18 protein-coding genes are annotated in these 18,743 nt (G+C 71.1%); 9 read left to right on the plus strand and 9 right to left on the minus strand.

Annotation, left to right across the window (positions count from 1 at the left end):
* Nucleotides 1-373 precede the first annotated feature (373 nt).
* Nucleotides 374-1,015, minus strand: a complete 642-nt coding sequence (locus tag ACIBTU_RS38365; RefSeq protein WP_399131405.1) for a DNA-3-methyladenine glycosylase — start codon at nucleotides 1,013-1,015, stop codon at nucleotides 374-376.
* A 103-nt stretch (nucleotides 1,016-1,118) separates the two neighbouring features.
* On the opposite strand from ACIBTU_RS38365, the gene ACIBTU_RS38370 reads away from it, so the two are divergent.
* The 3 genes from ACIBTU_RS38370 (at nucleotide 1,119) to ACIBTU_RS38380 (ending at nucleotide 3,161) form a co-directional block, all read left to right on the plus strand.
* A complete protein-coding gene (locus tag ACIBTU_RS38370; protein ID WP_399131406.1) occupies nucleotides 1,119-1,901 on the plus strand; it encodes a sporulation protein in 783 nt (260 codons plus the stop codon).
* A 47-nt stretch (nucleotides 1,902-1,948) separates the two neighbouring features.
* Nucleotides 1,949-2,488, plus strand: coding sequence for a YbhB/YbcL family Raf kinase inhibitor-like protein (locus ACIBTU_RS38375; protein WP_399131407.1), 540 nt, complete (start codon nucleotides 1,949-1,951; stop codon nucleotides 2,486-2,488).
* A gap of 160 nt (nucleotides 2,489-2,648) precedes the next feature.
* Nucleotides 2,649-3,161, plus strand: a complete 513-nt coding sequence (locus ACIBTU_RS38380; RefSeq protein WP_399131409.1) for an HNH endonuclease — start codon at nucleotides 2,649-2,651, stop codon at nucleotides 3,159-3,161.
* 75 nt (nucleotides 3,162-3,236) lie between these two features.
* Here ACIBTU_RS38380 and ACIBTU_RS38385 read toward each other — a convergent pair whose 3' ends face one another.
* The 3 genes from ACIBTU_RS38385 to ACIBTU_RS38395 form a co-directional block, all read right to left on the minus strand.
* The gene (locus tag ACIBTU_RS38385; protein WP_384628706.1) at nucleotides 3,237-4,172 is read right to left on the minus strand and encodes an SPFH domain-containing protein; all 936 of its coding nucleotides are present in this window, start codon (nucleotides 4,170-4,172) and stop codon (nucleotides 3,237-3,239) included.
* Between the two features lie 108 nt (nucleotides 4,173-4,280).
* Entirely contained in the window at nucleotides 4,281-4,712 is a 432-nt protein-coding gene (locus ACIBTU_RS38390; RefSeq protein ID WP_399131410.1) for an NfeD family protein, read from the minus strand.
* A gap of 91 nt (nucleotides 4,713-4,803) precedes the next feature.
* The gene (locus ACIBTU_RS38395; RefSeq protein ID WP_384628703.1) at nucleotides 4,804-5,601 is read right to left on the minus strand and encodes an ABC transporter ATP-binding protein; all 798 of its coding nucleotides are present in this window, start codon (nucleotides 5,599-5,601) and stop codon (nucleotides 4,804-4,806) included.
* Nucleotides 5,602-5,766: 165 nt separating this feature from the next.
* Between ACIBTU_RS38395 and ACIBTU_RS38400 the strand changes: the two genes are divergently transcribed.
* Nucleotides 5,767-6,549: a hypothetical protein gene (locus ACIBTU_RS38400; RefSeq protein WP_399131411.1), complete on the plus strand. Its 783-nt coding sequence runs from the start codon at nucleotides 5,767-5,769 to the stop codon at nucleotides 6,547-6,549.
* Between the two features lie 245 nt (nucleotides 6,550-6,794).
* Here the strand turns inward: ACIBTU_RS38400 and ACIBTU_RS38405 are convergent, their stop codons facing one another.
* The 4 genes from ACIBTU_RS38405 to ACIBTU_RS38420 all read right to left on the minus strand — a co-directional run bounded on the left by ACIBTU_RS38405 (nucleotide 6,795) and on the right by ACIBTU_RS38420 (nucleotide 9,417).
* A complete protein-coding gene (locus tag ACIBTU_RS38405; RefSeq protein ID WP_399131412.1) occupies nucleotides 6,795-7,034 on the minus strand; it encodes a chaplin in 240 nt (79 codons plus the stop codon).
* A 181-nt stretch (nucleotides 7,035-7,215) separates the two neighbouring features.
* A complete protein-coding gene (locus tag ACIBTU_RS38410; protein ID WP_399131413.1) occupies nucleotides 7,216-7,464 on the minus strand; it encodes a chaplin in 249 nt (82 codons plus the stop codon).
* Between the two features lie 173 nt (nucleotides 7,465-7,637).
* Entirely contained in the window at nucleotides 7,638-8,279 is a 642-nt protein-coding gene (locus tag ACIBTU_RS38415; RefSeq protein ID WP_399131414.1) for a response regulator, read from the minus strand.
* Entirely contained in the window at nucleotides 8,272-9,417 is a 1,146-nt protein-coding gene (locus tag ACIBTU_RS38420; RefSeq protein ID WP_399131415.1) for a GAF domain-containing sensor histidine kinase, read from the minus strand. The genes ACIBTU_RS38415 and ACIBTU_RS38420 overlap by 8 nt, the downstream gene beginning before the upstream one ends.
* Nucleotides 9,418-9,624: 207 nt before the next feature.
* Between ACIBTU_RS38420 and ACIBTU_RS38425 the strand changes: the two genes are divergently transcribed.
* The 3 genes from ACIBTU_RS38425 to ACIBTU_RS38435 all read left to right on the plus strand — a co-directional run bounded on the left by ACIBTU_RS38425 (nucleotide 9,625) and on the right by ACIBTU_RS38435 (nucleotide 12,470).
* Nucleotides 9,625-10,329 (plus strand): SDR family NAD(P)-dependent oxidoreductase, encoded by a 705-nt coding sequence (locus ACIBTU_RS38425; RefSeq protein ID WP_399131416.1) that lies wholly within the window; start codon nucleotides 9,625-9,627, stop codon nucleotides 10,327-10,329.
* Nucleotides 10,326-11,381, plus strand: a complete 1,056-nt coding sequence (locus ACIBTU_RS38430; protein ID WP_399131417.1) for an S-adenosylmethionine:tRNA ribosyltransferase-isomerase — start codon at nucleotides 10,326-10,328, stop codon at nucleotides 11,379-11,381. Before ACIBTU_RS38425 ends, ACIBTU_RS38430 begins: the two co-directional genes overlap by 4 nt.
* Nucleotides 11,382-11,750: 369 nt before the next feature.
* A complete protein-coding gene (locus ACIBTU_RS38435; protein WP_399131418.1) occupies nucleotides 11,751-12,470 on the plus strand; it encodes a transglycosylase SLT domain-containing protein in 720 nt (239 codons plus the stop codon).
* A 278-nt stretch (nucleotides 12,471-12,748) separates the two neighbouring features.
* Here the strand turns inward: ACIBTU_RS38435 and ACIBTU_RS38440 are convergent, their stop codons facing one another.
* On the minus strand, nucleotides 12,749-15,253 hold the full coding sequence (locus tag ACIBTU_RS38440) for an FHA domain-containing protein (RefSeq protein WP_399131419.1): 2,505 nt from the start codon (nucleotides 15,251-15,253) through the stop codon (nucleotides 12,749-12,751).
* A gap of 269 nt (nucleotides 15,254-15,522) precedes the next feature.
* On the opposite strand from ACIBTU_RS38440, the gene ACIBTU_RS38445 reads away from it, so the two are divergent.
* Together ACIBTU_RS38445 and serB are read left to right on the plus strand one after the other, a co-directional pair.
* A complete protein-coding gene (locus tag ACIBTU_RS38445; RefSeq protein WP_399131420.1) occupies nucleotides 15,523-17,151 on the plus strand; it encodes a streptophobe family protein in 1,629 nt (542 codons plus the stop codon).
* Between the two features lie 316 nt (nucleotides 17,152-17,467).
* A complete protein-coding gene (serB, locus tag ACIBTU_RS38450; protein WP_399131421.1) occupies nucleotides 17,468-18,706 on the plus strand; it encodes a phosphoserine phosphatase SerB in 1,239 nt (412 codons plus the stop codon).
* Nucleotides 18,707-18,743: the final 37 nt, after the last annotated feature.

Below are 18,743 nucleotides of genomic sequence, written 5' to 3' on the forward strand. Positions count from 1 at the left end.
TTGGCACGCTGTTGAGTTCTCAAGGAACGGACGCTTCCTTTGTACTCACCCTCTCGGGCTTTCCTCCGGGCGCTTCCCTTCGGTCTTGCGTTTCCAACCTTACCAGATCCGTTTTCCGTTCCGTTTCCGGTTCGGATTTCATTTCCGGTGGCCGTTGGAGGGCCTTTGCCTTTCGGCGTGTCCACTACGTTAGCGGATTTCCCCGGTAACTCATAATCGAGATTCGCGGGTTCGAATTTCGACATGCAGGCATGACGAAAGAGACCCCGCTTGGGGAAGTCGTAGGTAGTGGTTTGGCCGCTTCCGGTGACTGGCTGAGAGCCGTACCGGTTTCAGCGGCTCGGGCTACATTACGGACCCCTCGGGGGGAGAGTCAAGTTGAACGGCGGCGTGGCGTGTGGGCCCGATAGGGGCTGACGGTGGGGTCGTCGGCGATCCAGAAACGCCAGGGGTGGACGGCCCCGTCGCCCGAGACTCCCGTGCGTGGTCCCTTGCGTACCTGGTCGGCGGGGACGGGGGTGCCGCGCAGGACGGTGAGTGGGGAGTCGGTCGGGCCGCAGGCGTCCGCGCCGTCGAGGGCGCGGTCCACTCCGAGGGCGGTGGCCAGGCGGGCCGGTCCTTTGGCCAGTTCCTTGTCGTATCGGGCCGAGAGTCGACGTTTACGGGCGAGCTCGGCGCCCTCCGTGATCTCGCCGGCCCGGAGCAGGACGCCGCTCGCCCTGCCCGGGGGGCCGCACACGAAGTTCATGCAGTGCCACATGCCGTAGGTGAAGTAGACGTACACGTGTCCGGGTGGACCGAACATCACGGTGTTCCGGGCTGTCTGACCGCGGAAGGCGTGCGAGCCGGGATCGTTCGCACCGTCGTACGCCTCCACCTCTGTGAGGCGGAGTTCGATCGGGCCGTCCGGGGTGCGGCGGACCAGAGTGCGGCCGAGGAGATCCGGGGCGACCTCCAGTACAGGTCGGTCGAAGAAGTCCCGGGAGAGGGGCGTACGGTCAGGGGCCGCGATCATGCCGTCCGAGCGTAGTGCAGGGGCGGCATGGGCCGGCGAGGAACCAGGCGGCCGTCCATCGCGTTTGTAGTGAGCAGTAGTAAGTCGACGGAGGAGATCGTTCATGGGGTTCAAGCGGCTGTTGGCGAGCCTGGGTGCGGGCGGGGCGTCCGTGGAGACCGTGCTCACCGAGGTCAATGTCGTGCCCGGCGGCGTCGTGCAGGGCGAGGTGCGGATCCAGGGCGGTTCCGTCGATCAGGAGATCGAGGGGCTGTCGGTCGGGCTGCAGGCCCGCGTCGAGGTCGAGGGCGCCGACCAGGAGACCAAGCAGGACATCGAGTTCACGAAGGTCTGTCTCGGTGGCGCTTTCTCGCTGCAGGCCGGCGCGGTGCATGCGGTGCCCTTCGGGCTCGAGATCCCGTGGGAGACGCCGGTCACCATGATCGACGGGCAGACGCTGCGCGGCATGAACATCGGGGTGACCACCGAGCTGGAGATCGCCCGCGCGGTCGACTCCGGCGACCTGGACCCGATCAACGTGCACCCGCTGCCGTCGCAGCAGGCGCTCCTCGACGCCTTCATCCAGCTCGGCTTCCGCTTCAAGAGCGCGGACATGGAGCGCGGCCGGATCCGCGGCACGCGGCAGAAGCTGCCGTTCTACCAGGAGATCGAGTTCTTCCCGCCGCAGCAGTACCGGGGGCTGAACCAGGTGGAGCTGAGCTTCGTGGCCGACGACCGGGAGATGGACGTCGTCCTGGAGATGGACAAGAAGCCGGGTCTGTTCAGCGAGGGCAGCGACACGTTCCGTTCCTTCGTGGTCGGGCACCACGACTTCCAGGGCACGGACTGGTCGGCGTACCTGCACCAGTGGCTGTCCGAGGTCGGCAGCAAGAAGAACTGGTTCTAGGGTTTCCAGGGTCGGACTTTGTCTGTGCCCCACCAGGAGGTGTCGTTGTGACCGAGCAGCCCCAGCGGGCTCCGCTTCCTCATGCCTTTCATCCGCAGGTGCCGTCGTTCACCGTCGTGAGCGAGGACTTCGAGCCGGGCGGCGTGCTCCGGGACGCCCAGGTGTACGCCGCCGGGAACACCTCGCCGCAGCTGCGGTGGGAGGGCTTCCCGCCGGAGACCAAGAGCTTCGCCGTGTCCTGCTTCGACCCGGACGCACCGACGGGCAGCGGTTTCTGGCACTGGTCCGTGTTCGACCTCCCGGTGTCGGTGACGGAGCTGCCCGCCGGTGCGGGCACGGGTAAGTTCGACGGCCTGCCCGAGGGCGCCGTCCAGGTGCGCAACGACTACGGGACGAAGGACTTCGGCGGAGCCGCGCCGCCGCCCGGCGATCCGGCGCACCGGTACGTGTTCACCGTGTACGCGGTCGACCAGGAGAAGCTGGGCCCGGACGCGGACGCCTCGCCGGCGGTCGTCGGGTTCAACCTGCGCTTCCACACGCTGGCGCGCGCCCAGGTCGTCGCGGAGTACGCGGCGCCCGCCGAGTGAGCGCACCCGGAGATATCGTTCACTGAACGTTTGCCCGCCCCCGGTCATGAAAGTGGCCGGAGGCGGGCAGTTTTTATTGCGTTGTCCATCTCGGCGTGCACGGCCAGAGTTGACGCACGGACGCCGAGGGGTGATCCGCTGCGTACGGGAGGTGGGCAGGATGCGGGACACACTGGTGCTCAACGCGAGCTTCGAGCCGCTCTCGACGGTGACGCTGAACCGAGCCGTCGTGCTGGTGCTCCAGGACAAGGCCGTCGTCGAACAGGCCCATCCCGATCTGCGCATGCGCGGAGCCGCGATCGACATCCCGGTGCCCCGGGTGATCAGGCTGTGCAGGTACGTGAGGGTGCCGTTCCGAAGACGCGCGCCCTGGTCTAGGCGGGGTGTGCTCGTACGGGACCAGCACCGGTGCGCGTACTGCGGGCGGCGGGCGACGACGGTGGACCACGTCGTGCCGCGTTCCCACGGTGGTGCGGACTCGTGGCTGAACACGGTGGCGTCCTGCGCCGAGGACAATCACCGCAAGGCCGCCCGGACACCCGAGGAGGCCGGGATGCCGTTGCTGCGGCAGCCGTTCGAGCCGACGCCCTCGGACGCGATGCTGTTGTCGCTCGGCGCGGGTGAGATGGAGGCGCTGCCGGACTGGCTGAACGGTCAGAGCGCGGCGGCCTAGACAGAGGTACGGACGCGGACGTACGAGAGCGGGCCCACCGATCCGGGATCGGTGGGCCCGCTCTCGTGTGTGCGGTCAGTCGATGGGGGGCTGCTCGCGGCGCTCCTTGCCCTGGGCAGGGACCGAGCCTCCGCCCATGGGGTTGAAGTTGCCCATGGCGCCGGAGAGGCCCTTGAGCGCGTCGCCGATCTCGCTGGGCACGATCCAGAGCTTGTTGGCGTCGCCCTCGGCGATCTTCGGGAGCATCTGGAGGTACTGGTAGGAGAGCAGCTTCTGGTCCGGGTCGCCCGCGTGGATGGCCTCGAAGACCGTACGGACGGCCTGGGCCTCGCCCTCGGCGCGCAGGGCCGCGGCGCGGGCCTCGCCCTCGGCGCGGAGGATGGCCGACTGCTTCTCACCCTCGGCGGTGAGGATCTGGGACTGGCGGATGCCCTCCGCGGTGAGGATCGCGGCGCGCTTGTCACGGTCGGCGCGCATCTGCTTCTCCATCGAGTCCTGGATGGAGGTGGGCGGCTCGATCGCCTTGAGCTCGACGCGGTTGACGCGGATGCCCCACTTGCCGGTGGCCTCGTCGAGGACGCCGCGCAGTGCTGCGTTGATCTCCTCGCGGGAGGTCAGGGTCCGCTCGAGGTCCATGCCACCGATGATGTTGCGCAAGGTGGTGACGGTGAGCTGCTCGATGGCCTGAATGTAGCTGGCCACTTCGTAGGTCGCGGCGCGGGCGTCGGTCACCTGGTAGTAGATGACGGTGTCGATGTTGACGACCAGGTTGTCCTGGGTGATCACCGGCTGGGGCGGGAAGGGGACGACCTGCTCGCGCAGGTCGATGCGGTTGCGGATCGAGTCGATGAACGGGACCACGATGTTCAGCCCGGCGTTCAGCGTGCGGGTGTAGCGGCCGAACCGCTCCACGATGGCCGCGCTCGCCTGGGGGATGACCTGGATGGTCTTGATCAGGGCGATGAAGACCAACACCACCAGAATGATCAGGACGATGATGATCGCTGACATCGAGTTTCCTGTGCCCTTCGTTCCGCCGACCGGAAGATCATAGGATCTTGCTCGTCGAGTCTGTCAGAACCGCCTGTGCGACGTGGGGAGTTCAGGCCACCCGCGGGATCACATCACGATCGCCGTGGCGCCTTCGATGTCGACGACGTCGACCTGCTGTTCGGGTTCGAAGACCGCGTCGCCGTCGAGGGTGCGGGCCGACCAGATCTCGCCGCCGAGTTTGATGCGGCCGCCGCGGTGGTCGACGCGCTCGATGACGACGGCCTGTTTCCCCTTCAAGGCGTCGATTCCCGTGGCCAGTTGGGGCTGTCCGGCGCGGTGGCGTGCGGCGATGGGCCGTACGACGACGATGAGAGCGCAGGAGACCACGGCGAAGACGAGGACCTGCGGCACGATTCCGCCGCCCAGTCCGGCTGTCACGGCGCCGGCGACGGCGCCCACGGACAGCATGCCGAACTCGGGCATCGCGGTGATGACCAGCGGGATTCCGAGCGCGGCCGCTGCGATCAGCCACCACACCCATGCGTCGATGTCTGTCACATCGTCATGGTAGGTCCGCGGGTGGCCGCACGGACAGGGGACGATCCCTCGGGAGATCGTCCGGATCTTCCTCCGCGCGGCCGGTGCGGCGTCAGCTCAGGGGCAGGCCGGTGGCCGTCCAGCGCTCGCCGTTCTGCTCGACGACCAGCGGGAGGCCGAAGCAGCGGGACAGGTTGCGGGAGGTGAGCTCCAGCTCGAGCGGGCCCGCGGCGAGGACCTTGCCCTGGCGGATCATCAGAACGTGCGTGAAGCCCGGGGCGATCTCCTCGACGTGGTGCGTGACCATGATCATCGAGGGGGCGATCGGGTCGCGGGCGAGGCGGCCGAGGCGGCGGACCAGGTCCTCGCGGCCGCCGAGGTCGAGTCCGGCGGCGGGCTCGTCGAGGAGCAGCAGCTCGGGGTCGGTCATCAGGGCGCGGGCGATGAGGGTGCGCTTGCGCTCGCCCTCGGAGAGGGTGCCGAACCTGCGGTCCAGGTAGTCGCTCATGCCGAGGCGGTCGAGGAAGGCGCGGGCGCGCTGCTCGTCGACGTCCTCGTACTCCTCCTGCCAGCCGGCGGTCATGCCGTAGGCCGCGGTGAGCACGGTCTGCAGGACGGTCTGGCGCTTGGGGAGCTTCTCGGCCATGCCGATGCCGGCGATGCCGATGCGCGGGCGCAGCTCGAAGACGTCGGTGCCGGGCTTGCCGAGGGTCTCGCCGAGGATCGTGGCGGTGCCCTGGCTCGGGTACAGGTAGCTCGAGGCGACGTTGAGGAGGGTGGTCTTGCCCGCCCCGTTCGGGCCGAGGATGACCCAGCGCTCCCCCTCCTTCACCGACCAGGAGACCTGGTCCACCAGAGCCCGGCCCTCGCGGACCACGGATACGTCCTCCAGCTCCAGTACATCGCTCATGAGCGCGTTGTCTCCCATTGCAGTCTCGGCTGTCTCGTGCGTCCGCCGGCCGTGTGCTCGGTGCCGGTCGGTCGCTGTCCCCAGGGAAAACCTACGCCACCGGTCACGTCGTCCCTTCCATCGGTCGGGCTTTTGGCGGCCTGTCGGGCTTCTAAGCTGGAGCGCATGCTTTCCGAACCTCGCTCCGGCCGCCTCGCGGCGTGGGGAAATGCCCTGTTGGCCGGACTTGTCGCACCTGATGACGCGGCGCTCGCGATCGTGGGTGAGGACGCGGTGCACCGCGTCGAAGGGCTGCCCGGGGAGTCGGGGCCCGTCGGGCTCACCCTCGCGCTCGGGCGACTGCGGGCGCTCGGCGCGACGGGGCTGCGGGTGGCGCTGCCCGCGCCGGGGCATCCGCTGGGGCTGAGCGGGCCGCCGGAGTTCAACGCGCGGGCGCTGGACGCCGAGGAGGCCGTCGTCTGCGTCGGCGTCGCGCTCGGGCTGGTGCCCGAGGTGTACGAGGCCGGGCCCGAGGGCGATGTGCATGTCGAGGTGCTGTGGCACTGCCTGCCGGTGCGGGAGGCTCCGCCGGCGGACGTGCCCTCGCTCGGGGAGGCCGAGCGGGAGCTCGCGGAGGCGCTGCGCGAGGCGACGGAGGTGTTGACCCGGCTCGATGTGGCGGGGTCGGGGCCGGTCGCGGAGGCGGCGATCGATGCGTATCGGGCTCGGGCCGAGCGGGGGCGGGAGGCGCTGGCGCCCGGGTATCCGGCTCGGGCCGTGCGGGTGCTCGAGCTGGCGCAGCGGGTGGGGTTGCTGGTGGATGTCGCCCATGAGGCTGGGCATGGTGGGGCGGTGAGTGCCGGGGAGATGGGGGCTCGGGCCGGGGCGTTGCGGCCTGTGGAGCGGACGGCTCGGCGGGCTGTTGTCGCTGCGTACAACTCCGTTGTGGAGATGCGGGAGCGGGGCTGAGCCCTTGCCTCTGGCTCGGCGGGTTGGTGTGCGGGTCGGCGGGGTTGCGCCGTTGTGGGTTCCGTGTGAAGCCGGGTGCGGGGTTCTCGTGGCTGGTCGCGCAGTTCCCCGCGCCCCTGAAGGCACGCTTCGCGCGCCCCAGGGGATTCGTTGGGCGCGCCCCGCGGCCACCTCAAGCCCCCCTTTAATCCGGGCATGGCAAAGGCCCCGCGGAGGAGGGCGCGGGGCCTTTGGGTGTGGGGGCGTCAGTTGTTGACGGAGGTGTTGCCGAAGGCCGGGTTCAGGAGGCCGATCACGTTGACCGAGTTGCCCGTGGCGTTCACGGGGACGTGGACCGGGACCTGCGCCTCGTTGCCGGACGCGACGCCGGGCGAGTGGGCGGCGACGCCCTCCGCCTCGGAGTCGGCGAAGGCGGCACCCGCGGAGGCACCCGCGGCCAGACCGGCGACAGCGACGACCAGGGCGGCCTTCTTGGCGATGCTCATGAGAAGTGTTCCTCCAGATAAGAAAGACGACCCCGGCATGGGGTCTTGCCCTGAGCAACGCGATCATGCTCGTGAGGTCACGGGGGCACCGTGAGGATGACCCCGATGGGATCAACGGCAGGCGACCGGCCCCTCGGGGACGTGTCCGAGGGGCCGGGAGGTCTGGGACCGCGGGGCTGCGTCAGTTGTTGACGCCGAGGTTGCCGAACGCGGGGTTCAGGAGGCCGACCACGTTCACCGTGTTGCCCACGACGTTCACGGGGATGTGGATCGGGGCCTGGATCACGTTGCCCGACAGCACGCCCGGGGAGTGCACGGCCTTGCCGCCCGCGTGCGCACCGCCGTCGGTGGCGGAGGCGAGGCCGGTACCGGCGGCGACGAGACCACCGGCGACGAGGGTGACGGCAGCGGCCTTCTTCAGGTTCATCACTTCTTGGTCCTCCTAGCGATCGCCGTGGCCAGCCGCCGCGGCGTGTGACTGGAGAACGCGGCACCGCCCCACGGGATACGCCGTCCGGGGGACATCCACACGACAGTATGAATCTCAGACCGGATGGGAACCGCCCGTGGTGCGGTGCAGTAGTGCGCCGGTGTGCGCGGCCGTCAGCCCGTGACGCCGTGCCGTACGGCCCACAGGGCGGCCTGGGTGCGGTCCGCCAGGTCGAGCTTCATGAGGATGTTCGAGACGTGGGTCTTGACCGTCTTCTCGGAGAGGACGAGGGCGCGGGCGATCTCCCGGTTCGACCGGCCGTCGGCGATCAGACAGAGCACCTCGCGCTCCCGGTCGGTGAGCGAACCGCCTCTCCCCTGCCCGTTGTTGTTCTCCTCCTGAGAGAGCAGGGCGCCGGCCACCTCCGGCTGGAGCAGGATGTGGCCCGCGTGGACGGAACGGATGGCGCCGGCCAGGGCGTCGGGGTCCACGTCCTTGTAGACGTATCCGGCGGCGCCGGCGCGCAGGGCGGGCACGACGGTGCGCTGCTCGGTGAAACTGGTGACGATCAACACCTTGGCGGGGTTGGCCAGTTCGCGGAGCCGGCGCAGCGCGTCGACTCCGTCCATGCCCGGCATCTTGACGTCCATGAGGACGACGTCGGGCTTCAACTCCTCGGCGCGGGCGACTCCTTCGGCCCCGTCGGCGGCCTCGCCGACGACTTCGATGTCGTCCTGGACCTCGAGGAACGTACGCAGGCCCCGGCGGACGACCTGGTGGTCGTCCACCAACAGCACCTTGATCCGGTCAGCCACCGGGGACCTCCATCTCGATCGTCGTGCCCTTGCCGGGCGCCGATTCCACTGTGAGTCGGCCGCCGACGCCGCTCGCCCGGTCGCGCATCGAGACCAGGCCGAGATGGCGTCCCGCGCGCCGTGTCGCGTGCGGCTCGAAGCCGGTGCCGTCGTCCGTGACGCGCAGGACCGCGCCGGTGCCGTGCCGGTCCAGCGTCACGCCGACCTCCTCGGCCCCGGAGTGGCGCAGCGCGTTGTGCAGCGCCTCCTGGGCGACGCGCAGCAGGGCCTCTTCCTGGGCGGCTGGCAGCGCCCGTACACCGCGGGTGTCGAAGGTGACGTGGGCGCCGTGGGCCCGGTCGAGGACCTGGACGTGGGTGCGCAGGGTCGCGACGAGGCCGTCCTCGTCGAGGGCCGCGGGGCGCAACTCGACGACGGCCGCGCGCAGTTCGTCCGCGGCCTCGGCGGCGAGGGCGACGACGTGCTGCAACTCGCCCTTGGCGCGGGCCGGGTCGCGGTCCACGAGGGTCGCGGCGGCCTGGGCGGTGAGGCGGAGCGAGAACAGCTTCTGGCTGACGGCGTCGTGCAGTTCGTGGGCGAGGCGGGAGCGCTCCTCGGCGATGGTGAGCTCGCGGCTGCGCTCGTAGAGCCGGGCGTTCGTCAGGGCGATCGCGGCGTGCTGGGCGAGGATGCCGAGGAGCCGCTCGTCGTCCTCGGTGAAGCCGCAGCCGCCCTCGGGCTTGGAGCAGCGCTTGTTGGCGAGGAAGAGGGCGCCGATGGTCTCGTCGCCGTCCTTGATCGGCAGGCCGAGGAAGTCGGACATGTCGGGGTGGGCGGAGGGCCAGCCCTCGAAGCGGGGGTCCTCGCGGACGTCGGCGAGGCGCTCGGTGCGGGCGTCGCGCAGCATCGCGGCGAGGATGCCGTGCTGGCGGGGCAGCGGGCCGATGGCCTTCCACTGTGCCTCGCTCACCCCGTCGACGACGAACTGGGCGAAGCCCCCGTGGTCGTCGGGGACGCCGAGCGCCGCGTACTCGGCGTCGAGCAGCTCGCGCGCCGAGGCGACGATCGTCTTGAGGACGTCGCGCACCTCGAGATGCCTGCTCATGGCGAGCAGCGCGGCGCTCACCGCGGCCAGGCCTGACTGGGGTCCGTCACTCATGAGCTCACCGTACCGGCGGCCGGTGACGGCGCGGATCGGACCTGTGGCGGCGGTCGCCTAGGCCGACGGTCGTAGGGCGAAGGGCCCTGGCGCGTCGCGACCCGCGCCTGAGGTGCCCGGGACCGGCCGGTTCCTACGTTGAAGACATCACGCAGGACGACAGTGCGGGACGACAGTGCGGGACGACGGAGCAAGGGGACGGTTGTCATGGCGGTAGCGATCATCACGGGTGCTTCGCGGGGGTTCGGCCGGGCGCTGGCGGAGGCGCTCGCGCGGCGGGGCTGGGATCTGGTGCTCGACGCGCGGTCCGCGGGGCCGTTGGAGGAGGCGGCGGCGGAGCTGCGCCGGCACGGGGGCACGGTGACGGCGGTCGCGGGGGATGTCGCGGACGGCGGGCACCGGGTGGAGCTGATCGCGGCGGCCTGGGAGCTGGGCGGTCTCGATCTGCTGGTGAACAACGCGGGGGTGCTGGGCGCGGTGCCGTTGCGGCCGCTCGGCGCGTACTCGCTGGACGACTTCCGTACGGCGCTGGAGGTGAATGTGGTGGCGCCGCTCGGGCTGCTCCAGGAGGCACTGCCGTTGCTGCGGGACGCGCCGGCCGGGGCGGTGATCGACATGAGCTCGGACGCGGCGGTCGAGGCGTACGGGACGTGGGGCGGTTACGGGGCGACGAAGGCGGCGCTCGACCAGCTGTCGGCGGTGCTGGCCGTGGAGGAGCCGGGGCTGCGGGTGTGGGCGGTGGATCCGGGCGGGATGCGTACGCAGATGCTGGCCGCGGCGGAGCCGGACGAGGACCTCAGCGGGGTGCCGCGGCCGGAGGAGGTCGTGCCGGCGTTCCTGCGCCTGCTGGACGTCCGCCCGGCGAGCGGCCGCTACTCCGCTCCCTCTCTTCTTATGGAGGAGGTCCGATGACGCTCGCTCTGCGCGTTCCGGAGGAGCTGTCGGCGCGGGTGCCGGCCGAGCAGCGGGGGCCGGGCCGGGACCGGTCCTCCGTACGGATGCTGGTGTCGCGCGGCACCGAGGTCACGCATCGCCGGTTCGCCGAGCTGCCGGGCGAGCTGCGCGCCGGGGACCTGCTGATCGTGAACACCTCCCCCACGCTGGCGGCGGCCGTGGACGGGACGCTCGGCCACGCGCGCGTGGTGGTGCACTTCTCGACGCGGGGCGACGACGGGCGCTGGGCCGTCGAGCTGCGGGATCCGGACGGGCGCGGGACCACGCGCCCGCGCGCGGGCGGGCCTGCGGGGGAAGTGGTGTCGCTGCCGGGCTGCGTGCACCTCGTGTTCGAGGAGCGGGTCGCGGCGGGCGGGGACCGGCTGTGGTGGGTGCGTGCGACCGGGGACGTGCCGGAGGTGCTGCGGGGGCACGGGCGGCCGATCCGCTACTCCTACACACGGCGGGACCAGCCGCTGTCCGCGTACCAGACCGTGTTCGCGCTGCCGTACGCGGACGGGGCGGGCAGCGCGGAGATGCCGAGCGCGGCGCGGCCGTTCACGGAGCGGGCGGTGGCGGCGCTGGTGCGGCGGGGCGTGCAGTTCGCTCCGGTCACGCTGCACACGGGGGTGGCGTCGACGGAGGCGCACGAGCCGCCGTACGCGGAGCGCTTCGAGGTGCCGGAGACATCGGCGCGGCTGATCAACGCGGCGCGGGCGGGCGGCGGCCGGGTCGTGGCGGTGGGGACGACCGCCGTGCGGGCCGTGGAGTCGGCGGCCGGTGCGGACGGGGTGGTGCGGGCGGCGCGCGGCTGGACGGAGCTGGTGGTGACACCGGAGCGCGGGGTGCGGGCGGTGGACGGTCTGCTGACCGGGCTGCACGAGCCCGAGGCCTCCCATCTGCAGATGCTGGAGGCGGTCGCGGGGCGGGACGCGGTGCGGCGTACGTACGAGGAGGCGCTGCGCGGCCGGTACCTGTGGCACGAGTTCGGGGACGTGCATCTGGTGCTGCCGCCGGAAGGGGCTCACTGAACTCACGGGGACGCGCGGGGGACGCACGGGGACTCATGGGGACCCACAGGGGGCTCACAGAGTGCGTTGCACCGGCAACTATCAGTGAGCCATGGGGTGGCCCCGTGTGATGCCGCGCATAGGGTGCACGTCACCTACGAAGTCGCCTAGTGGACCGAGATGGGACTTTGGTCCCGAGAGAACGCAAGGACCGGGAGCCGAAAACTGGCTCCCGGTCCTTTTTGCGCGTTCTGTGATCCACTAACCGGCTTCGTAGGTCACACCTTTGCCACGCAATTTTGCAACCGCTAAGAATTGCCCCCGTTGCTCAGCGCCGAAAGGTTCTGCCCGCAACGTCCGTCCCCCAAACCACCGAGAGGTCCCCGTCTCATGAAGCAGCTCCGCGCCTTTGGCCATAGTCCGCTGACCCGGGCCCACAAGTTCTCCATCGCCGGTGTCGCCTCGCTCGGCGCCGCCGCCCTGGCGATCACGCTGGTGCCGGGTCACGACACGCAGGCCCAGGCCGAGGAGGTCACCTCCTCCCCCGTCGCGTTCACGACGGACGCGGGTGCGCAGCGCATCAAGGACGTCCACGCGAGCGTCACCAACCAGCAGGCCGCCGCCTCCGAGAAGGCCAAGGCGATCGCCGCCAAGCTGAAGGCCGAGCAGGACGCCAAGAGCAAGGCCGCCGCCGACGCGAAGGCGAAGGCCGACGCCGAGGCCAAGGCAAAGAAGGACCGCGAGGTCCGCGAGGCCGCCTCCCGCGCCGCCGCCCGCAAGCCGGTCTACGCCAACAACCTCGACGGCTGGATCAAGGAGTCCCTCGCCATCATGAAGGCGAAGGGCATCCCGGGCTCCTACAACGGGCTGCACCGCAACATCATGCGGGAGTCCTCCGGCAACCCGAACGCCATGAACGGCTGGGACATCAACGCGATCAACGGCATCCCCTCGAAGGGTCTGCTGCAGGTCATCCCGCCGACGTTCAACGCGTACCACGTCTCCGGCACCTCGACGAACATCTACGACCCGGTCGCCAACATCACGGCCGCCGCGAACTACGCGGCCGACAAGTACGGCTCGATCGACAACGTCAACAGCGCGTACTGAGGACCCGGCGCGTACCGGGACTCGCTGACGGGACCTCCGGGTCTCCGGCGCACGCCGCACCCCCCACGACGGGGGGGGGGGGGGGGGGGGGGGGGGGGGGGGGGCGCGGGGGGGCGGCGGGGGGGGGGGGGGCGCCCGGCGCCCGCCCCGCCCCCCCGCCCGGCCCCCCGCCCCCCCCCCCCCCCCCCCCCCCCCCCCCCCCCCCCCCCCCCCCCCCCCCCCCCCCCCCCCCCCCCCCCCCCCCCCCTTCTCCGTCGTACGTGGTACGTGAGCCCTGACTACTTGCGCATGACCTCGGGCTCGTGGCGGCGCAGCAGACGCGCGACCGCGAAGCCGCAGATGACACCGAGGGCGATCAGGATCGTGAGGTTCATGCCCCACTGGCCGACCGAGTGCTCCCACAGCGGGTCCAGGTCGTTCGGCTTCTGCTGGTCCCACGGCGGCATGAGGTGCGCCAGGTCCAGGGTGGCTCCGGCGGCGCCGATGGCCCAGCGGGACGGCATCAGCCAGGCGAACTGCTCCAGGCCGAGCGTTCCGTAGATCTGGAAGAGGACGCCGGTGAACACGACCTGGACGATCGCGAACATGACGAGCAGCGGCATCGTCTTCTCGGAGGTCTTCACCAGCGCGGAGATGACCAGGCCGAACATCATCGAGGTGAAGCCGAGCGCGATGATCGAGATGCAGAGCTCGACCGCCGGCGGCATCAGCAGGCCTTCGGTGGGAAGGTCGCGCGGCGCGAAGCCGATGCCGCAGATGATGACGCCCTGGATGGCCGTGATCACGCCGAGGACGATGACCTTCGACATCAGGTACGCGGAGCGGGACAGGCCGGTGGCCCGTTCGCGCTCGTAGATGACCCGCTCCTTGATCAGCTCACGGACCGAGTTGGCCGCGGCCGAGAAGCACATGCCGACGGCGATGATCAGCATGATCGTGCCCGCGTCGCCGTTGAACCGGGACGGCGGCTTGGGCGGCGCGAGGCCGAAGTCGGCGGGGATGACCACCGAGACCAGGCCCAGCACCGCGGGCAGGATCACCATCAGACCGATGAAGCCCTTGTCGGAGGCGATCACCGAGCAGTACCGGCGGATCAGCGTGATCAGCTGCGAGCCCCACGGCTGCGGCTTCGGCGGCTTGACCGCGGCGGGCGGCGGCATCTGGACCGACTGCGGGGCGACGGCGTCGATGTCCGCGGCGTACATCTGGAAGTGCTGCGAGCCCTTCCAGCGGCCCGCCCAGTCGTAGTCGCGGTAGTTCTCGAACGCGGAGAAGACGTCGGCCCAGGTCTCGTAGCCGAAGAAGTTGAGCGCTTCCTCCGGCGGACCGAAGTAGGCCACCGAGCCGCCCGGCGCCATGACGAGGAGCTTGTCGCACAGGGCGAGCTCGGCCACGGAGTGGGTGACGACGAGGACCGTGCGGCCGTCGTCGGACAGGCCGCGCAGCAGCTGCATGACGTCGCGGTCCATGCCCGGGTCGAGGCCCGAGGTGGGCTCGTCCAGGAAGATCAGGGACGGCTTGGTGAGCAGCTCCAGGGCCACCGAGACACGCTTGCGCTGGCCACCGGAGAGGGAGGTGACCTTCTTCTCCTTGTGGATGTCCAGCTTGAGCTCGCGCAGCACCTCGTCGATGCGCTGCTCGCGCTCCTGCTCGCTGGTGTCGGCGGGGAAGCGGAGCTTGGCCGCGTACTTGAGCGCCTTCTTGACGGTCAGTTCCTTGTGCAGGATGTCGTCCTGCGGGACCAGACCGATGCGCTGCCGCAGTTCGGCGAACTGCTTGTACAGGTTCCGGTTGTCGTAGAGCACGTCACCCTGGTTGGCGGGCCGGTAGCCGGTGAGCGCCTTGAGGAGGGTGGACTTGCCGGAGCCGGAGGGGCCGATGACGGCGATCAGCGACTTCTCGGGGACGCCGAAGGAGACGTCCTTGAGGATCTGCTTGCCGCCGTCGACGGTCACCGTGAGGTGGCGCGCCGAGAAGGAGACGTCACCGGTGTCGACGAACTCCTCGAGGCGGTCGCCGACCAGGCGGAACGTCGAGTGGCCGACGCCGACGATGTCGTTCGGGCCGAGCAGCTGGGTGCCGCCCTTGGCGATCGGCTGACCGTTGACGTACGTGCCGTTGTGCGAGCCGAGATCGCGGATCTCGAAGCGGCCGTCGGGCGTCGCGTGGAACTCGGCGTGGTGGCGGGAGACCTGGAGGTCGGAGACCACCAGCTCGTTCTCCAGCGCACGACCGATGCGCATCACGCGGCCGAGGGCGACCTGGTGGAAGGTCGTGGGACTGCGGTCGCCGTAGACCGGCGGAGCGCCGGCCGGACCACCCTGCTGCTGCGGCACCTTCTGCGCCGGCGGCTGCTGGTTCCAGGCCTGCTGCGGGGGCTGCTGCTGCGCCTGCTGCTGGGGCCACGCGGGTGCGGCGGCCTGCTGCTGGTGCTGCTGCGGGGCCTGCTGAGCATGCTGCTGCGGCGGCGTGGCCACGGCGGCGGCCTGCGCGCTGCCCTGCACGCTGACCTTGGGACCGTCGGTCGCGTTGCCTAGATTCACCGAGGAGCCGGGACCGATCTCCATCTGATGGATCCGCTGCCCCTGCACGAAGGTGCCGTTGGTCGAGCCGTGGTCCTCGATGACCCAACTGCGGCCGCCCCAGCTGATCGTGGCGTGACGCCAGGAGACCCTGGCGTCGTCGAGCACGATGTCTCCCCCGGGGTCACGCCCCAGGGTGTACGGCCTGGACGGGTCGAGCGTCCAGGTCCTGCCGTTCAATTCCAGTACGAGTTCAGGCACTCCATGCCCCACTGAGTTGTCCCCCGATTTTTGCCCCCGTCATGGGGAGTCTAGGGATGTCGAACATCGTGAGGAACTATTTCAGGAAGCCCCCCGTGACCGAAAGTCGGGCCTTGCGTCAGGGGTTGTGAAGACTCTCCCGCCCTTCCTCGCGCACGCCGTTGACGGGGGCGATACGGGCCCCGAGAGTGGTAAGAGCCCACAACTCCCTACGGATCATGAGTAAATGGGAAATCAGGGGCGTTGCGGGACGGATCGGGGGGTCCAAGATGTCCGTGACGGAGACCGGCCGGCGCACTCGGCGGCCGGGTGCCGCGCTCGCCGGCGATGTGCTGATCTCGGCCGTCGCCGCTGTGAGCTGGGCTTTCATCGGAATGGTGGGGGTCGCGGCGCTGGGTCTGCATCTGCTGGACGCGGACGCGGCCGGTTCCCTCGGGCCGATGACGGCCGCGGCCGTGACGCTCGGGGTCGGCGGGCGGGTGGCGCCGTCGGGCGACGTCTCGGCCTTCGGTCTGGACGCGGCGCAGGCGCACACGGCGATCGATGTCGCCCCGCTGGGCGTGGGGCTCACCGGCGCGCTGCTGCTCAGCTGGTTCTTCCTGCGATCCCTGCGCTCAGGGGCGATCGAGGTCGGTTTCGGGGAGCTGGCGGCTCGCGCGGGCACGGTGGCGGCGCTCTTTCTCGGGCTGCTCGGTGGGTTGTCGTGGGCGGGTCACGACCTCATCACGATTGACGGTACGAAGCTGGGCCTTGGGGGCATTCCCGACAAGGGGGGCCTGCCCGCGGGGATCACGGACCGGCTGCCGGGCGGTGTCGCGGGGCTGTTGCCCGACCGGCTCGGCGACCTCGCGGGGGCGAAGGCGTCGGTGGGTTTCACGGTGCGGACGGGGCCGACGCTGGTGGGCGGCGCGGTGTTCGTGCTCGGGGTGCTGGTGATCGCGCTGCTGGCGTCGCGGCGCACGCCGCTGCCCCGGGCTCTGGACCCGCTGCACCGGGTGGTGCGGCCCGCGGTGTCGGCGCTGGTCGGGGTGGTGCTGGTGGCGGTGCTGGCCGGGCTCGCCGCGGCGGCGTACGCGATGGCCGGCGACGAGCATCCCCGGCGGATCGCGGGGGCGGCGCTGCTAGGGGCGCCGAACGGGGTGTGGCTCGCGGTGCCCCTGGGGCTGTTCGTGCCCTGGGACGGGGCGGCGACGGGTGAGCTCGCGCAGCTGCTGCCGGACCCGCTCGGGGAACTGCTCCGGGTGTCGGCGGACGAGCCGGTGACGGTGGCGCGGCTCGCCGAGCTCGACGGCCGGGTGTGGCTGCTGCCGGTGGGGGCGGCGCTGATGATGCTGTGCGCGGGCGTGCTCACGGCGGCCCGCACCCCGCGCCAGGGGGCACTCGCCCTCGCGGGGCACTGCGCGCTCCGCCTCGGCGCCGTGACGGCCCTGGCCCTGCCCCTCCTGGTACGGCTCACGGACGTCTCCGCGTCCTCGTCCCTCTCGGTCCTGGGCTTCGACGCGTTCGACGCGGGGGTCGAGCTGCACGGTCGTACGGGGATGGCCTTGCTGCTCGGGGCGGTGTGGGGGGCGGGTGCGGGGGCCTGCGGGGCGCTGCTGGCCGTGTGGACCGGCGCCGCGGGGGCCCGCGCGGCCCCGTTGTCGGCCCCGGAGGCAGCCGGTCCGCAGCCAGGTCCGTACGCCCCGCCCCACCCGTACGGATCGCCGGGCGTCCCGGAGAACCCGTATCTGGAGCCTGAGCCCGATCCGCCCCGGGGCGAGGTGCGGGACGACGTCTCGGCGGCGCCCACCATGGCGGCCCCGCTTCAGCCACCGCGCCCCGCCAAGCGCCCGCGCTCCGCGTCCTGGCCGCCGCCTCCCCCTCCACCGCCGCCTCCCCCAGCGGATGGGGGACTTTGAGTCGACGCGGGGCCGCCGGCCGGTGGGGGCTGGTCGCGCCCACGCGGCGGAGCCGCACATCGACACAGCCCCGCGCCCCTGGAAGGCATGCGGCTTCGCCGCGCCTTCCTCAGATGAAAGGCGCCCGGCGCCTTTGTCGGGGAGATGCGGCGCGAAGCGCCATGCATCTCAGGGGCGCGGGGCTGTGTCTATTAGCGGCTACGCCGCGGGGCGCGACCAGCCCCCACCGGAGCCGCACCCGGCAACGAAGCAGCGGTGTCCGGCACTCGGACCGCGGCAGCGGCTTCGTACACAGGCCCGATAACGTAGAAACATCATGAGCGCTTCGCAGCCCCAGCACCCTGCTGACGCCCCGGCCGGTCTCGCGGCCGATGTCCCGACTCTCCTGGTCAAGATCTTCGGCAAGGATCGGCCCGGCATCACGGCCGGACTGTTCGACACCCTCGCCGCCTACTCCGTCGACGTGGTCGACATCGAGCAGGTCGTCACCCGCGGCCGCATCGTCCTGTGCGCCCTGGTGACCGCGCCGCCGGCCGGCCTCGACGGCGATCTGCGGGCCACCGTCCACAGCTGGGCCGAGTCCATCCGGATGCAGGCCGAGATCATCTCCGGCACCGGTGACAACCGGCCGCGCGGTGTGGGCCGCTCGCTGGTCACGGTCCTCGGTCACCCGCTCACCGCCGAGTCGACGGCCGCCATCGCGGCGTCCATCACCGCGACCGGCGGCAACATCGACCGTATCTTCCGGCTCGCCAAGTACCCCGTGACGGCCGTCGAGTTCGCGGTGTCCGGCACGGAGACGGAGCGGCTGCGCACGGCGCTGGCCACGGAGGCGGCGCGCCTGGGCGTGGACGTCGCGGTGGTGGCGGCCGGTCTGCACCGGCGCGCGCAGCGGCTCGTCGTGATGGACGTCGACTCGACGCTCATCCAGGACGAGGTGATCGAGCTGTTCGCGGCGCACGCGGGCTGCGAGGCCGAGGTCGCCGAGGTGACGGCCGCGGCGATGCGCGGTGAGCTGGACTTCGAGCAGTCGCTGCACGCGCGCGTGGCGCTCCTGGAGGGGCTCGACGCGTCGGTCGTGGACAAGGTCAGGAGCGAGGTCCGGCTGACGCCGGGGGCCCGCACCCTGATCCGTACGCTCAAGCGGCTCGGCTATCAAGTGGGCGTCGTGTCCGGCGGGTTCACCCAGGTCACGGACGACCTGCGGGAGCGGCTCGGGCTCGACTTCGCGCAGGCCAACACGCTGGAGATCGTCGACGGGAAGCTGACCGGCAAGGTCACCGGCGAGATCGTGGACCGGGCCGGGAAGGCGCGGCTGCTGCGCCGGTTCGCCGCCGAGGCCGGGGTGCCGCTCGCGCAGACGGTGGCGATCGGCGACGGTGCGAACGACCTGGACATGCTGAACGCGGCAGGTCTCGGGGTCGCCTTCAACGCGAAGCCGGTGGTGCGCGAGGCCGCGCACACGGCGGTGAACGTGCCGTTCCTCGACACGGTCCTGTACCTGCTGGGGATCACCCGCGAAGAGGTCGAGGCCGCGGACACGCACGAGCGCTGACCTGCCGGACGACAGACGTGAGGCGCGGATCCCGGTC

This window comes from Streptomyces sp. NPDC050145 (genome assembly GCF_044460245.1).
In the GTDB taxonomy this organism is placed as follows: Bacteria; Actinomycetota; Actinomycetes; order Streptomycetales; family Streptomycetaceae; genus Streptomyces.

What these genes read in the sequence shown, in the direction of transcription:
- ACIBTU_RS38435 (WP_399131418.1), top strand. Translation starts at nt 11,751, where the DNA reads ATGAAGCAGCTCCGCGCCTTTGGCCATAGTCCGCTGACCCGGGCCCAC.
- ACIBTU_RS38380 (WP_399131409.1), top strand. Translation starts at nt 2,649, where the DNA reads ATGCGGGACACACTGGTGCTCAACGCGAGCTTCGAGCCGCTCTCGACG.
- ACIBTU_RS38420 (WP_399131415.1), bottom strand. Translation starts at nt 9,417, where the DNA reads ATGAGTGACGGACCCCAGTCAGGCCTGGCCGCGGTGAGCGCCGCGCTG.
- ACIBTU_RS38430 (WP_399131417.1), top strand. Translation starts at nt 10,326, where the DNA reads ATGACGCTCGCTCTGCGCGTTCCGGAGGAGCTGTCGGCGCGGGTGCCG.
- ACIBTU_RS38395 (WP_384628703.1), bottom strand. Translation starts at nt 5,601, where the DNA reads ATGAGCGATGTACTGGAGCTGGAGGACGTATCCGTGGTCCGCGAGGGC.
- ACIBTU_RS38385 (WP_384628706.1), bottom strand. Translation starts at nt 4,172, where the DNA reads ATGTCAGCGATCATCATCGTCCTGATCATTCTGGTGGTGTTGGTCTTC.
- ACIBTU_RS38425 (WP_399131416.1), top strand. Translation starts at nt 9,625, where the DNA reads ATGGCGGTAGCGATCATCACGGGTGCTTCGCGGGGGTTCGGCCGGGCG.
- serB (WP_399131421.1), top strand. Translation starts at nt 17,468, where the DNA reads ATGAGCGCTTCGCAGCCCCAGCACCCTGCTGACGCCCCGGCCGGTCTC.
- ACIBTU_RS38405 (WP_399131412.1), bottom strand. Translation starts at nt 7,034, where the DNA reads ATGAGCATCGCCAAGAAGGCCGCCCTGGTCGTCGCTGTCGCCGGTCTG.
- ACIBTU_RS38370 (WP_399131406.1), top strand. Translation starts at nt 1,119, where the DNA reads ATGGGGTTCAAGCGGCTGTTGGCGAGCCTGGGTGCGGGCGGGGCGTCC.
- ACIBTU_RS38365 (WP_399131405.1), bottom strand. Translation starts at nt 1,015, where the DNA reads ATGATCGCGGCCCCTGACCGTACGCCCCTCTCCCGGGACTTCTTCGAC.
- ACIBTU_RS38445 (WP_399131420.1), top strand. Translation starts at nt 15,523, where the DNA reads ATGTCCGTGACGGAGACCGGCCGGCGCACTCGGCGGCCGGGTGCCGCG.
- ACIBTU_RS38400 (WP_399131411.1), top strand. Translation starts at nt 5,767, where the DNA reads ATGCTTTCCGAACCTCGCTCCGGCCGCCTCGCGGCGTGGGGAAATGCC.